Source organism: Pseudomonas sp. Marseille-QA0892, from assembly GCF_054950135.1.
In genome coordinates, this window is record NZ_CM143104.1 from 3,067,728 (window position 1) to 3,082,338 (window position 14,611).

9 protein-coding genes, 1 tRNA gene and 2 pseudogenes are annotated in these 14,611 nt (G+C 62.0%); 6 read left to right on the forward strand and 6 right to left on the reverse strand.

Annotation, left to right across the window (positions count from 1 at the left end; genetic code table 11):
- Positions 1-37 precede the first annotated feature (37 nt).
- The 6 genes from selB to fdnG all read right to left on the reverse strand — a co-directional run bounded on the left by selB (position 38) and on the right by fdnG (position 9,345).
- Positions 38-1,954: a selenocysteine-specific translation elongation factor gene (gene selB, locus ACY8D3_RS14290; protein WP_462379438.1), complete on the reverse strand. Its 1,917-nt coding sequence runs from the start codon at positions 1,952-1,954 to the stop codon at positions 38-40.
- Positions 1,951-3,363: an L-seryl-tRNA(Sec) selenium transferase gene (gene selA, locus ACY8D3_RS14295; protein WP_462384388.1), complete on the reverse strand. Its 1,413-nt coding sequence runs from the start codon at positions 3,361-3,363 to the stop codon at positions 1,951-1,953. The genes selB and selA overlap by 4 nt, the downstream gene beginning before the upstream one ends.
- A gap of 122 nt (positions 3,364-3,485) precedes the next feature.
- Complete coding sequence (gene fdhE, locus ACY8D3_RS14300; RefSeq protein WP_462379439.1) at positions 3,486-4,418, reverse strand: formate dehydrogenase accessory protein FdhE; 933 nt, start codon at positions 4,416-4,418, stop codon at positions 3,486-3,488.
- 246 nt (positions 4,419-4,664) lie between these two features.
- Positions 4,665-5,297: a formate dehydrogenase subunit gamma gene (locus tag ACY8D3_RS14305; RefSeq protein WP_462379441.1), complete on the reverse strand. Its 633-nt coding sequence runs from the start codon at positions 5,295-5,297 to the stop codon at positions 4,665-4,667.
- On the reverse strand, positions 5,294-6,274 hold the full coding sequence (gene fdxH / locus ACY8D3_RS14310) for a formate dehydrogenase subunit beta (RefSeq protein WP_462379442.1): 981 nt from the start codon (positions 6,272-6,274) through the stop codon (positions 5,294-5,296). The genes ACY8D3_RS14305 and fdxH overlap by 4 nt, the downstream gene beginning before the upstream one ends.
- Positions 6,274-9,345, reverse strand: coding sequence for a formate dehydrogenase-N subunit alpha (gene fdnG / locus ACY8D3_RS14315; RefSeq protein ID WP_462379443.1), 3,072 nt, complete (start codon positions 9,343-9,345; stop codon positions 6,274-6,276). The genes fdxH and fdnG overlap by 1 nt, the downstream gene beginning before the upstream one ends.
- 202 nt (positions 9,346-9,547) lie before the next feature.
- Between fdnG and xseA the strand changes: the two genes are divergently transcribed.
- The 6 genes and pseudogenes from xseA to ACY8D3_RS14345 form a co-directional block, all read left to right on the forward strand.
- A complete protein-coding gene (gene xseA / locus ACY8D3_RS14320; protein WP_462379444.1) occupies positions 9,548-10,927 on the forward strand; it encodes an exodeoxyribonuclease VII large subunit in 1,380 nt (459 codons plus the stop codon).
- A gap of 6 nt (positions 10,928-10,933) precedes the next feature.
- Positions 10,934-11,701 (forward strand): M15 family metallopeptidase, encoded by a 768-nt coding sequence (locus ACY8D3_RS14325; RefSeq protein WP_462379445.1) that lies wholly within the window; start codon positions 10,934-10,936, stop codon positions 11,699-11,701.
- A gap of 14 nt (positions 11,702-11,715) precedes the next feature.
- Positions 11,716-12,549: a peptidoglycan DD-metalloendopeptidase family protein gene (locus ACY8D3_RS14330; protein ID WP_462379446.1), complete on the forward strand. Its 834-nt coding sequence runs from the start codon at positions 11,716-11,718 to the stop codon at positions 12,547-12,549.
- 162 nt (positions 12,550-12,711) lie between these two features.
- Positions 12,712-12,788 (forward strand) — tRNA-Met (locus ACY8D3_RS14335).
- A 194-nt stretch (positions 12,789-12,982) separates the two neighbouring features.
- Positions 12,983-13,705, forward strand: a pseudogene (locus ACY8D3_RS14340) (MCP four helix bundle domain-containing protein); the annotation flags it as partial.
- A gap of 306 nt (positions 13,706-14,011) precedes the next feature.
- Positions 14,012-14,608, forward strand: a pseudogene (locus ACY8D3_RS14345) (methyl-accepting chemotaxis protein); the annotation flags it as partial.
- Between the last annotated feature and the right edge of the window lie 3 nt (positions 14,609-14,611).

Genomic DNA, 14,611 nt, shown 5'->3' on the forward strand with positions numbered 1-14,611 from the left:
TTTTGCGAAACGCAACACAGCCGATTGGCCACAGGTTTCAAGCCTCGTTTGCTTGCGCAAGCGCGCTGTCAGGGCGGATCTTTCGTTCATTGCCAAATCGGCGAGTGAAACCCAGGCGATCGAAATATTCGAGGATCTGGATACTGCGTTTACGCCCGATACCGAGCGCGTTTCGAAACGCAGCCGCGCGAATCATGCCGTCATTCTGTTCCAGACGATGGGCCACCGCCGCCAGCTCGTTTGCTGTCTCTTCCGGGTAGAACAGGTCTCGCACGACCTGATGCAACTGCCCCAATCGCGCCAGCTTTCGCAGCAAATGCCGGGTCGCGGCCTCATCTGTTCCCAGCTGTTTGGCCAAGTCTCGAACCCATGGCGGATCGAAGCGCCCCGCCAACAGCAAGGGTCGCACCTTTGTATGCAGCGCTTCCTCTTGCGGGGTGAGCCTAACCCGGTGATCCGGGCTATGCAGCCAGGGGCCACTCGCCTGGATATCGCCACTGGAGATCAGCGACTCGAGCAATGCGACGAAAACCGGACGATCCAGTTCGGGCGCCGCGTACCGCCTCAATCGATCGCGGTCGGGGCCCAGTTCATCGGGCTGCTCTTCGTGAAAGGCCTGCAGCCGAGCTGTCAGGTGTTGCTGCCAACCGGCCCATCGAGCCTTGGAAAACAACCGGTGCCCCTGACGGGTCGGCACGTCGATGACGGTCTCCGGCAACGACCATGTTTGAGGCGGCTGGTTGAACTGACGAGCCAGGCGCTGTGGCGCCAAGCCACCGTCGCTATATTCGAGCAACGTCGGTAACGCCGCTTCGAAGTGGCCAGCCGAGAGCGCCCTTAACTGGGCCAGCCGGGACTCGACTCGTCGATGGCGCGCCGGGGCGAAGGGGTCCAGCACCTTGCCGCCGCCGCTTGTCCGCTGCGCAGACTGGTCCCGGATCACGACGCGGTCGCCGTGCACCGCCTGAACCGCCGCATTGAGTACCAGTTGCGCGAACGCCCGCTCGCCGGGCTGCAGCGTGTCGCCCTCCAGCAGGGCCACGCGCGCGGTGACATCATGGGCGCCGAGATGCACATGCACAGGTGTCCAATGCTTGAACGGCGCACCTTCGCCCGGCAACAAGCGCAGCTCGATGTCGACTCGGGTCGTTGGCGCATGCAGCCAGTCGGCTTGTAGCCAATCCCCACGGTGTATGCCATCGACACTCAGCCGCTCACCCGCCAGATTGAGCGCGACACGCTGCCCCGCAAAGGCGCGCTCGACCTCGCGGTTTTGCGCGTGAAGGCCGCGAACACGTACAGGTCTGCCTGCATTGCCCAACACCAGCGTATCGCCAACCGAGACCTCGCCGGCGAAAGCCGTGCCCGTGACGACCACACCGGCGCCCGAGACGCTGAACGCCCGATCCACGGCAAGCCGGAAGCCATTGTCGGACGCACGCCGGCGGATGTGGGTTTCCGCCTCGACCAAGGCATGCCGAAGCGCACCGATACCATCCCCACTGACACTCGAGACAGGAAAGATCGGCGCCCCCGCCAGCGAGCCAGCTGCAAGTAGATCGCTGATCTCAGCAGAGACCTCATCGACACGCGACAGCTCGACACGGTCGCATTTGGTCAACGCGACCAGTGCCCGCTCGATGCCCAGCAGTTCGACGATTGCCAGGTGTTCACGGGTTTGCGGCATGACGCCGTCGTCCGCCGCGACAACGAGCAGGACAAGATCGATGCCACTGGCGCCCGCCAACATGTTGTGTACGAAACGTTCATGGCCCGGGACGTCAATGAAGCCGGTCAAGGGCCCATCCGGAACCAAGGGCGCGTAGACGTAACCGAGGTCGATGGTCATGCCACGCTCGCGCTCTTCCCGCCGCCGGTCTCCTTCGACGCCGGTCAGCGCGCGTAGCAGGGACGTCTTGCCGTGGTCGATGTGGCCCGCGGTACCGACGATCACGGCGCCACCGCCGCGACATCCAGTGAACCCAGTTGAGCAACAAAGCCCGGCTCATCGTCCAACTGCCGCAAATCAAGCCACAACGCATCGTCGTCGATTCGCCCGATGACCGGGATATCGAGCCCGCGTAGCGCTTCTTCCAGATTACGAAGCGAGCGTCCCTTCCAGCGCCGGGAAACGTGCGGGCGTAGGCACAGCGCTGCGCTGGGCAAGCGCGCCACGGGCTGGGTGCCGCTGCCGATCATGCCGAGTGCGGCGATCGCCTCGACCTGCCATCCCTCGCCCAGTTGCAGGGCCAACTGAGGTTGCAGGCGCTGGGCCTGCGCCATGATATCCGCCTGGGTCCGTGACAGCAGGCGCAGGCTGGTCAGCCGATCGCCAAGCCGGTCCGGGTCCCGGTAGAGCGACAACACCGCTTCGAGCGCGGCAAGCGTGAGCTTGTCGACGCGAAGGGCACGCTTCAAGGGGTTCTTCTTGATACGGGCGATGAGGTCCTTGTGGCCGACGATGATGCCCGCCTGCGGTCCGCCCAGCAGCTTGTCGCCGCTGAATGTCACGATATCCGCGCCGTCGCGCAGGGCCTCCTGGACAGTCGGTTCCTTTGGCAGCCCCCACCGCGTCATGTCCACCAGGCTGCCACTGCCAAGATCTTCCAGCAGCGGCAAGCCATGCGCGTCCGCAATGCGGGCCAGCTCGGCCGTCGGCACGCTCGCGGTGAAGCCTTGAACGCTGTAGTTGCTGGTGTGCACGCGCATCAACAGACCACTGCGCGGGCCGATCGCGGCCTCGTAGTCTTTGGCGTGCGTACGGTTCGTGGTGCCGACTTCGGCCAGTTTCACCCCTGCCCGCGACATGATGTCCGGAATGCGAAACGCGCCGCCGATCTCGATGAGTTCGCCTCTGGAGATAATGCCTTCCTTGCGTGCGCCCAGGCTGTTAAGCGCCAGCAGCACCGCAGCGGCATTGTTGTTCACCACGGTCACGGCTTCCGCGCCCGTCAGCTCCTGGATGAGGCCCGTGATAAGGTCGTCCCGGTCGCCTCGCTTTCCAGTCGCCAGGTCAAATTCAAGGTTCAGCGGATAACGCGCCGCGAGCGCGACAGCCTCGATGGCTTCTTCGGGCAGCAATGCGCGCCCCAGGTTGGTATGCAGCACCGTGCCGGTAAGGTTGAACACGCGGCGGACGCGGCTGCGGTGACGCATGGCCAGTCGCTCCCCCGCGCGGCCGAGCAGTACGGCCTCGCCCATTTCCGCTTCGCCCAGCTCGCCCTTTTGCGCGGGGGCGCGCAACTCATTGAGCAGGTTTCGTAGCGTATCGAGTGTCGCTTCACGACCGTAACGCTGGAGCAGCGGATCGCACGCGGGATGGCGAAGCAGGCGGTCAATGGAAGGCAGGTGTGCAGCGGTCATGCGCCGAGCCTCGGCAGCGTGATCGGAAGGCATTGGCAATCTCCGGCGGGAAACCTCAGTAGGGAAATCAAAGCGAAACGGCCCACCTGGACCAAAAGGGCCAGGCGGACTAGCGAGTGCGGTCAGCCTTCGCCCGGTGCAAGCATCAGGTTGGGCGTTTGCCGCTGGAAGCCTTCCTCATCCATGCGCATGTCCAGCGCAAGGCTGGCGAGGTCGGCCGACAACGCTTCGGCATTGGCATCGGATTCAAGGTAGACGAGTTTCAGGTAGCTTGTGCAGTTCGGACAGGCTTCAGCCCGGATCGGTGCCCTGTCCGGCGCGTATTTATCGTTTTCGAAGGTGTAGTACTTCAGGCCTTCGCTGGAATCGCAGTGAATGCATTTCACGCGCACCAGATGCCATTCGCAGGCGCACAGCGAACAAACCAGGAAACGCAGCCCGTTGTACTTGCCCTGATGGCGAATGACGCCGGCCATGGCGGGCGAGCCGCAGCACGGGCAACGCGCGTGGCTACCGATATCCTTTACGGTTCCTTCGGGCAGCTGGAGCAGCCAATGGCTGAAGGCAGCCTGCAGGGCTGCACTGAGAAACGGCACCAGCGCCGCCGGGACGCCATTGTATTGGCCGGCCAACAACATGATCGCCCAGGCGCGGCGCTCGTCTACCGGGGCCTCGCGTAGCGTCTGCAGGGCGTCGGCAACCGGGCCTTGGGCCGGCGCGGGCGTAACGCGATCCAGCAGAGCGTCGAGAAACACGAGCCAGCCGTCCTCACGCACCAGTGTGTCGGCTGCCAGCGGTGGCAGCTTGTGGGCAGCGCTTTGTTCGATGCGGTGCATGTCCAGCGCGACGTTCTCCGGCGGCTCGTCCAGCAGGGCCTGCTGGGTGTCGCACAGTGATGCGATCAGGCGAAGGTAGTCACCTAATGGATGATCTGTCGCCAAATGCCGAAGACGCTCGGCGCGGAGGCTGAACAGGCGCTTGGGCGGGAGATGGAGATAAGGCAGCGCGGTCGCTGAGATGGCGATCTGTTCGGGATCGAGCGTTTGACCAGGCAAAACGAAGCTCCTGTCGTGGACCAGGCGGGCTGCATGAGCCCGTCGGCCAGTGATGCGGGATGAACGTATCGAAGTGGATCGATCATCCGGGATCGGATTGTGAGGTGTAGTGCCCTTCGCGGAACGTTGCCAGCGATCGATGCAATCAGGCACCTGCAAACATGCAGTCAGTGTGGTTAGGCGGGTGCCCCCTCGCAAGACGGTCGAACCATTGCGACGACTTGCACCCGCCCTACCTATCACGCGTTAGCGTTTTTGCTGCTCCTTGCGGACGACTTCGTCATACCACAGCTCGTGGTGTTTCTTCGCCCAGGCACGGCTCACCCATCCGCTCATCATGGCGCCGAAGGATCCCTTGATCCAGATCGCCGCGTAGATGTGCACGATGATGGACGTCACCAGGACGAACGCGGCGAACGCGTGCACCAGCGAAGCCAGTCGAATCAGATCGATGCCGAAGAAGTGGCTGAAGTAGGCGCGCCACATGACGACACCGGTAACCGCGAGCAAAAGCATGCTCACGATCAGGCTCCAGAAGAGCAGCTTCTGCCCAGGGTTGTACTTGCCGATCGGCGGCACACCCTCTTCCTCGTTTTTCATGACCTTGCCGATGTTCTTCAGCCACAACCGATCGTTCTTGATGAACAGGTTGTTGCGCCAGAACCGGATGACCAGCCATAGAAACATCAGGAACATCCCCACACCGATGAAGGGGTGAAGGATGCGCGTCCAGGTCCCGCCACCGAACAGGTTGCTGAGCCAGAACAAGGCCGGGTGGAACAGCGCCAGCCCGGAAAGCCCAGCGAGGACGAACAGAATCGAGACGATCCAGTGGTTCGTCCGCTCATTGGCGTTGTAACGCAGGATCATCTTCTTCATGGCTGCCCCCTGTCGTCAGGCCGCTTCGGATCGAAGGTCTGCACACTGGGATCCACCGTTACCGGCGCCCCCTGCTCGGCAACCGTACCGCCGTGCGTGTGCTTCGCCGATTCGGAATGCTCCGCCTCCTCGTCCTCGACCCGTTGCGGGCCGATCCGTACGTAATGGAAGAAGCCCGCCAGCACCGCTGCGCCCATGGCGAACAGGCTGAGCGGCTTGGTGATGCCCTTCCACAGGTTGACCATCGGGCTGATGGCCGGCTCGTTCGGCAGGTTGGCATAGAGCGACGGTTGGTCAGCGTGGTGCAGCACGTACATGACATGCGTACCGCCAACGCCTTCGGGGTCATACAAACCGGCGTTCTCGTAGCCACGGGACTTCAGGTCGACGATGCGCTCATCCGCGTGCACCTTCATCTCTTCCTTGGTACCGAAGACGATGGCGCCGGTCGGACAGGTCTTCACGCATGCGGGCTCCAGGCCAACCGAGACGCGGTCGGAACAGAGCGTGCACTTGTAGGCCTTGTGGTCCTTCTGCGAAATGCGCGGAATGTTGAACGGGCAACCCGTGATGCAATAGCCGCAGCCGATGCAATGGTCCTGGTTGAAGTCGACGATACCGTTGGCGTGCTGAACAATCGCGCCTGGGCTGGGGCATGCCTTCAGGCAGCCCGGCTCGGCACAGTGCATGCAGCCATCCTTGCGGATGAGCCATTCGAGGTCACCGTCAGGCTTCTCATGCTCGGTGAATCGCATCAGCGTCCATGATTCAGCCGTCAGGTCCATGGGGTTGTCGTACACACCATGCGCATGGCCGACTTCGTCACGGATGTCGTTCCACTCGGAACAGGCCACCTGGCACGCCTTGCACCCGATGCACTTGGAGACGTCGATGAGTTTGGCCACCGACTCCATGTTGCGCACCGAAGGGGGCGTCGTGGTCGTCGCGGAGCGGGCAATGATATCGAGCGTAGCCATCACACCTTCTCCAGATTGACCAGGAAGCACTTCGATTCGGGCGTCTGCGAATTGCCGTCGCCGATGAAGGGCACCAAGGTATTGGCGATGAAGCCGTTGCGCGCCACGCCGACGAAGCCCCAGTGAATGGGAACCCCGATCTGGTGGACCGTCTGGCCGTTGACCTGTAGCGGGCGGATCCGCTTGGTCACGACCGCAACCGCTTCGATATAGCCACGCTTGTTCTTGAGACGGACACGGTCTCCCGCGGCGATACCTTTCTCATTGGCCAGCACCTCGCCAATCTCGACGAATTGCTCCGGCTGCATGATCGCGTTGAGCCGGCAATGCTTGCTCCAATAGTGGAAGTGCTCCGTCAGACGATACGTCGTGGCGGCGTATGGATACTCCGTGTGGTCAGCCAGCGTTTCCCAGACCGAGTCGAACACGCGGCCAGCCGGGTTGCTGATGACCTGCTTGTTATTCGGATGGAACGGGTTGATCCCGATCGGCGTTTCGAACGGCTCGTAATGCTCCGGGAATGGCCCCTCGTTGAGCTTGTCGAGCGAGAAGAAACGCGCCACGCCCTCCGGGTTCATGATGAACGGATTCATCCCGGCTTCAGGCGGCACATCCGGACGGTAGTCCGGCACGTCGGTGCCACCCCAGGCCTTGCCCGTCCACCAGACCAGGCGCTTCTCTTCGGACCACGGCTTGCCTTGCGGGTCTGCCGAGGCGCGGTTGTAGAGGATGCGGCGGTTCATCGGCCACGCCCAGGCCCAGCCTAGGTGCTGCTTCATGCCGTACGGGTCCGAGTTGTCACGGCGGACCATCTGGTTGCCCTGATCGGTCCAGCTGCCGCAGAAAATCCAGCAACCCGACGCGGTGGAGCCGTCATCCTTGAGGTTCGCGAACCCGCCAAGCTGTTGCCCGGCCCGAATGGTCGGCCCACCGGTGCCGGTGGTATCCGGAATGTCACGGACCGCATAACCATTGAGCTCCTTCGCCAGCTCTTCGGGCGTTGGAACAGGCGATTTGTACGGCCACGCCAGGTTGACGATCGGATCCGGGAACGCGCCCCCCTCTTCCTGGTACATGCGGCGCAGGCGCAGGAACAGCTCGGACATGATGTGGACGTCGGTCTTGGCTTCGCCCGGCGGCTCGGCGCCTTTCCAGTGCCATTGCAGCCACCGACTGCTGTTGACGAGCGAGCCGTCTTCTTCAGCAAAGCAGGACGTGGGCAGGCGGATGACTTCGGTCTGCACGTCGGCAGGATCGATATCGTTGTACGGGCCGACGTTACGCCAGAACTCGGACGTCTCGGTGACCAGCGGGTCCATGATCACGAGCCACTTGAGCTTCGTCATGGCCTTGAGGACGCGGTTCTTGTCGGGCAACGCGGCGATTGGATTGAAGCCCTGGCAGAAATAGCCATTCACTTCGCCCCGACCCATGCGGTCGAACATGCGCAGCACGTCATAGCCGGGGACATCAAGCTTGGGCAGGTAGTCGTAGCAGTAGCCGTTTTCGGCCGTCGCTGCTTCTCCGTACCAGGCCTTCATCAGGCTGACGTGGAATTTGCCGTAGTTTTGCCAATAGGACAGCTGGCCAGGACGCATCGGCTTGAGCGTACGCTTCGCGATGTAGGCATCGAAGTTCTGCTCGGGGTCGATCGGCAGGGTCATGTAGCCTGGCAGGAGATTGGACAACAGGCCAAGGTCCGTCAGACCCTGGATGTTCGAGTGCCCTCGCAGCGCGTTCACGCCGCCGCCCGGCATCCCGACGTTACCGAGTAGCAACTGGACCATCGCTGCGGCGCGAATCATCTGCGCGCCGACCGAGTGCTGCGTCCAGCCGAGCGCGTACAGGACCGTCATGGTCTTGCCTGGGGCGGCGCAGGTCGCGATCTCTTCCCAGATCTTCATCATGCGGTCGTGCGGCATGCCACAGACCTGTCCGACGAGCTCCTGGGTATACCGACTGTAGTGCTTCTTCATGAGCTGGTAGACGCAGCGCGGGTGCTGCATGGTCGGGTCGACCACGGCATAGCCGTCTTCACCAATCTCGTAGTTCCAGGACGATTTGTCGCTGTAGGTCCGCTTCTCGGCGTTGTAGCCGGTGAACAGACCGTCATCGAAGTCGAAATCCTCGCGCACGACAAAGGTCATGTCCGTGTAGGTGCGGACATACTCGTGCTGGATCTTGTCTTCGGTGAGCAGATAGTTGATCAAGCCACCCATGAACGCGATATCGCTGCCGATACGGATCGGCGCGTAATAGTCCGCCACCGAGGCGGTACGCGTGAAACGGGGATCGACCACGATCAAGCGCGCCTTGTTGTGCGCTTTCGCTTCGGTCACCCACTTGAAGCCGCACGGGTGCGCTTCTGCGGCGTTGCCGCCCATCACCAGAACCAGGTTCGCGTTGGCGATATCGGTCCAGGTATTGGTCATGGCTCCACGGCCAAACGTCGGGGCAAGACTTGCCACCGTCGGGCCGTGTCAGACACGTGCCTGGTTATCGAATCCCAATAGGCCCAGGTTGCGAACGATCTTGTGCGTCAGGTAGCCGGTTTCGTTGGATGCCGCCGAGGCTGCCAGGAAACCCATGGTCAACAGACGATTTACCGTCTCGCCCTTCTCGTTCTGCGCGATGAAGTTGGCGTCGCGGTCGTCCTTCACCAGCCGCGCGATGCGGTCCATGGCGTCATCCCAGGAAATGCGCGTCCACTCATTGGAACCAGGCTTGCGCACTTCGGGGTATTTCAGGCGGTTGGGGCTGTGAATGAAGTCCAGCAGGCCGGCACCTTTTGGGCACAGCGTGCCGCGGTTGACCGGATGGTCCGCATCGCCTTCGATGTGGATGATGTTCTGGGCGACGTTCTTTCCCTCGTCCCCCATGCTGTACATGATGAGCCCACAACCAACGGAGCAGTAAGGGCAGGTGTTACGGGTTTCCTTGGTGTGGGTGAGCTTGAAATGGCGCACCTGGTCGGCGAAGGCCGGCGTAGGCGCCATCCCGAGCGCGGCAAGGCTCGATCCTCCAAGGCCGACAGCGGCGACCTTGAAGAACTGGCGACGGTTCATGTCCATCGGGAGGTACTCCTGATCATTTAGCGGACAGCCGGTGCATTGCCGGTCGTCTCGCACTGCAAAAAGCGAGACGGGAGTCGCTCCGCTTCGCTTGGGGACAATAGATCCCTTATTGGAGCTTAACGAAGCGGCGAATTTTTTTTCCTGACCTGGATCAACGGCTTGGCTTTCGCACCGGCATGCTGGGGACTATTATCCTGCGATGATCAAGGATCCTTTCGACCGTCTCGGCCTCGACCGGGAAATACTGAGCGTAAGCCAACTCAACAACCGTGCCCGGCTTCTGCTGGAAGACGTGTTCAGATCGATCTGGGTGGAAGGCGAAATATCCAACCTGGCCCGCCCGGCGTCTGGCCACATCTATTTCACGCTCAAGGACAAACAGGCACAGGTGCGCTGTGCCCTGTTCCGCCAGAACGCGTTACGCGTTCGGCAGGCGCTGAAGGACGGCATGGCCGTCAAGGTGAAGGGGAAGGTCTCGCTCTTCGAAGGCCGCGGTGATTATCAGCTGATTCTCGAGACCGTTGAGCCCGCAGGCGATGGTGCCTTGCGCCTCGCATTCGATGCGCTCAAGGAAAAGCTCGGGGCGGAAGGGCTGTTTTCAGCCGAGCGCAAGGTGCCACTGCCGACCCACCCTCGCCGTATCGGCATCGTAACGTCACCGACTGGCGCGGTTATCCGCGACATCATCAGCGTCTTCAAGCGGCGCGCCCCACAGGTCGAGCTGACACTCGTCCCCACGGCCGTACAAGGGCGAGACGCGACGGGCCAGATCGTGAGAGCGTTGAGAACTGCCGATGCGCGCGGCTTCGACGCGCTGATTCTCGCCCGCGGTGGTGGCTCGCTGGAGGATCTCTGGTGTTTCAACGAGGAAGCCGTCGCGCGGGCTGTCGATGCCTGCGTAACGCCGATCGTCTGTGCTGTCGGCCATGAGACGGATGTGTCGATTGCCGATTTCGTTGCGGACGTCCGCGCACCAACGCCTTCAGCCGCCGCAGAACTGCTGGCACCGCACAGCGCCGACCTTGTTCATCGGCTGGACGGCCTGCAGCGGCGGCTGATCATGTTCATGCGCCAACGCCTCCATCGCGACGCGCTGCGATTGGAGGGTCTGCAGCGCCGCCTGCGCCATCCGGGTGAACGCCTGCTTCAGCAATCCCAACGGATCGACGACCTCGAACAACGGCTGACCCGGGCCATCGACAGACGCCTGTGCGAACGCCATGAACGGCTGGCGAGACTGGAAACGCGGCTCGGTGCACAGCACCCGGGCCGAGCGCTCGCCATGTACAAACAGCGCCTTGAACACCTGCAGCACCGTCTTCCGCGGGTTATGCAAGACACCATCAAATCCCATCAGCGGCAACTCCTGGGGCTGGTTCAGACTCTGAACGTGGTGAGCCCGCTTGCCACGCTCGGCAGGGGCTACAGCATTCTTCTCGATGAACGCGGCCGGGCGGTACGGGCCGCCTCGCAAACCGAACCCGGGCAGCGGCTGCGCGCCAGGCTCGGCGACGGCGAGCTGGACGTTCGCGTGGAAGACAATCACTTGACCCCGACCACGTTTTCGCTACTGGACTGACGCAGAATGATTGAGCTCGACCGCCCCATCCCTCGCGTCGAAGACCCCGACTGGGCGCGCGTCGCACGCATTCCGATCCGAGAGAACGCCGAACCCCTGACGACGCTCCGACTGGCGCCTGCTCTTCGTGTCTACCCTGCGTACTTGCATCTGGGTGTGCCGGATGCAGTCACTGACTGTCATGTACGGACGGGCGTATTCGAACGACTGCTCCAGGCCAGCGCCCTGCTGCCAGAGGGCTACGCCCTGGTCATTCTCGACGGCTGGCGGCCGATTGCGGTACAGCGGCACCTGTATCGCACGCTCGAATCCACCATGTCGCAGCATCACCCGTTCGCTGATGTCGAAACGCTGGAGCGGCTCACCCGACAGTTCGTTGCACCGCCCAGCACTGATCCGCATGCGCCAAGCCCACATCTGACGGGCGGTGCCGTGGACGTGACCCTTTGTGATGAACAAGGCCGGCTCCTTCATATGGGGTCACGCTTCGATGAAGTTGGGCCGCGCTCGTTTACGGCTTATTTCGAATGGATCAAGGCACCCTCTGAGGAGGAGCGTAGCGTCCAGCGCAACCGACGCCTTCTCCACCACGTCATGACGACCGCCGGCTTCAGCAATCTTTCGAGCGAATGGTGGCACTACGATTATGGCAATCAGCTATGGGCCTGGCATGGCGGTCACGAAACCGCCCTGTACGGGCCAACCGAGCTGCCGCGCCTCGAGGCGCAGTGGCACCATCAACTGGCCGAACGCTTCGGCATCACCCCTTCCTGAACGAACGAGGTCCCATGCGTCGCCTGCTCCTTGCCTGCTTCACGGTTCTGCTCGCGCTACCCGTCCACGCTGACGGTTTCATCACACGTCTGCTCGACAAACCGGTCCCAGGGGGTGTTGCGGTGGTGGATCTTGGCGATTCACCCCAGGCGCCACGGGTCAGCTACCAGACCAAGCCGGTGCTGGTTGTACGCGAAGACGATGCCCGCTGGATTGCAATCGTCGGAATTCCGCTGACGACCAAACCCGGCACTCAGCGCCTGAGTGTCAACGGCGGCTCCCCGCGCGAGCTGAGCTTTACCGTTGGGCCTCGCACCTACAAGGAACAACGAATCACCCTGAAGAACAAGGAGCAGGTGAGCCCTAGTCCGGCGAACGTCAAACGCTTCGAACGCGAACTGGCGGAGCAGCTGAAAGCCTATGACCATTTCAGCGCTCGCCAGCCGAGCAACCTGCTGTTTGACCCGCCGGTGAACGGCCCGCTTTCCTCTCCGTTCGGCCTGCGCCGCTTCTTCAATGGAGAGGAGCGCAACCCCCATTCAGGTCTCGATTTCGCTGTCGGCGCTGGCACCCCGATCAAATCCCCGGCAGCAGGCAAGGTCATTCTGGTCGGCGATTATTTCTTCAACGGGAAGACTGCGTTCGTTGACCATGGTCAAGGGCTCATCAGCATGTTCTGCCACATGTCGAACGTGAACGTGAAGGTCGGCGATGAGCTCCCGCGCGGCGGCATCGTCGGCCGTGTCGGCGCCACAGGACGCGCGACAGGGCCGCACTTGCACTGGAACGTCAGCCTCAATGGCGTCCGGGTTGATCCAGCGATTTTCATCGGCAAGTACCAACCCTGATTCCGGCCTGAGCGGTCCGAGATGCGTTGCCCTTAAGGCCGCCATGTACCTGGACACCTCGGGCCGTTTTCCGTACCTCGTAACCGGTTGATCGTACGATCAATTTTCTGAGAAACGGGGGTTGACAGCTCTGCGCATCATGCGAATAATGCGCGCCACGTTGGCTACGTAGCTCAGCTGGTTAGAGCATAGCATTCATAATGCTGGGGTCCGGGGTTCAAGTCCCTGCGTAGCCACCACCAATTTTCAAGGGGTTCAGCGAAAGCTGAGCCCTTTTTTTTTTTGCGCTCGTTTTCAGTCCGACAAACCCTCCTTTGCCGCCCTCCCCGCCTCGATGCCGACTGACGGCGATGCAGGCCGTACTCCTGTTGCCGATAACCCATTGCTGGCGCGCCGCGCTGAGCAACGGTTCCCGTCTATAGGAAGTGTGGCCATGTTCCTTCGCAATCTGAAAGTCGCCCCGCGTGCTGCGGTCTGTTTCGCACTCATCGCGTTGATCGTGGCATTGCTCGGTCTTTTCGCGCTCCGCCAATTGAACACGTTGCACAGCGCGGCGACCCAAATTCGCGAAGACACCATGGCGAGCTATGCGCGCCTGGGCGAAATCAACGACAGTATGCTGCGCTTGCGTATCGTGTCGTTTCGGTTGCTGGTGGATCGGGAGCCGGAAGCGGTCAGGGTGGCGGTCTCACGTTCTGCTGAACTGATCGGGCTGCTGAAGGATGCGAATGCGCGATACGCGGCCCTGATCAGCTCGGATACCGAACGGGCTCAATACCGTGATTTCGACGGCATGCTTGGCGATTACATTGCGGTCAATCAGGAGGTAGCAAGCCTGTCGGCTGCGGGCCGCCTTGAAGAACTGCGGGCTTTGCTGGGAGGCAACTTCAAGCGGTTGTCGGACGGCCTTGGCGCGCAATATACCAAGCTCATGGAGGTCAATCGCCAGACCGCAGACGACGCTGCACGGCGATCGGATGAGGTGTATTCCAGTTCGGTCATGGGCGTTGTGCTGTTCATTCTCGTGGCTGCGAGCATGACGATCGCATTGGCGTGGCTACTGACTCGGAGCATCGTGGCCCCGCTAAAGGACGCTGTCGCAACGGCGCAGATCATTGCGTCGGGCGACCTTACGCATCGACTGACCGTCACAGGACGCGACGAGCCCGCAGAGCTGCTGCAGTCCGTTGCCGATATGCAGGCCAATCTGAAAGATACGATTCAGCGGATTGCGGACTCGTCCATCCAGCTGGCATCCGCTGCGGAGGAGCTGAACGCGGTAACTGAAGATGCGAGCCGAGGTATCCAGGCCCAGAACGGTGAAATCGAGCAAGCCGCGACGGCGGTGAACGAAATGACGACTGCGGTGGACGAGGTAGCACGCAACGCGGTGGCCACTTCCGAGGCTTCGCGGGATTCGGATCGCGTGGCACGCAGCGGCCAGGCCGAGGTTAACAAGGCGGTTGGCTCCATTAACGCACTGGCGCAGGACGTGAACAGCACCGCGGGACAGGTCGAAGAGTTGGCCGGCAAGATCAATGGCATTACCAGTGTATTGGATGTCATTCGTACGATTGCCGAGCAGACCAACCTGCTCGCACTGAACGCCGCCATCGAGGCGGCCCGTGCCGGTGACGCCGGCCGCGGCTTTGCCGTCGTGGCCGACGAAGTCCGCGCGCTGGCACACAGGACGCAAGAGTCAACCCATGAGATAGAGACCATGGTCCAGGGTATCCAGATGCAAACCGCCGATGCAGTACGCGCCATGCAAGCGAGTAATGAGCAGGCGCATTCGGCCAAGGCGATTGCGCAAGGTGCAGGCCATGCGCTTGAAACCATCACAGCGGCGATCAGCGAGATTGCTGAGCGCAATCTGGTCATCGCCAGCGCTTCGGAAGAGCAGGCTCAAGTGGCCAGAGAAGTGGACCGTAATCTGGTCAACATCCGGGATCTGGCACTGCAAAGCGCCGCAGGTGCGAACCAGACCAACGTAGCAAGCCAGGACCTGTCACGGCTAGCCTCGGACCTTAGCGGCCTCGTACAGCGATTCAAGGTTTGAGTG

Excerpts from the sequence above, each read along its gene's own strand:
- selA (WP_462384388.1), bottom strand. The coding sequence starts at position 3,363 with ATGACCGCTGCACACCTGCCTTCCATTGACCGCCTGCTTCGCCATCCC.
- xseA (WP_462379444.1), top strand. The coding sequence starts at position 9,548 with ATGATCAAGGATCCTTTCGACCGTCTCGGCCTCGACCGGGAAATACTG.
- ACY8D3_RS14305 (WP_462379441.1), bottom strand. The coding sequence starts at position 5,297 with ATGAAGAAGATGATCCTGCGTTACAACGCCAATGAGCGGACGAACCAC.
- fdxH (WP_462379442.1), bottom strand. The coding sequence starts at position 6,274 with ATGGCTACGCTCGATATCATTGCCCGCTCCGCGACGACCACGACGCCC.
- ACY8D3_RS14330 (WP_462379446.1), top strand. The coding sequence starts at position 11,716 with ATGCGTCGCCTGCTCCTTGCCTGCTTCACGGTTCTGCTCGCGCTACCC.
- ACY8D3_RS14325 (WP_462379445.1), top strand. The coding sequence starts at position 10,934 with ATGATTGAGCTCGACCGCCCCATCCCTCGCGTCGAAGACCCCGACTGG.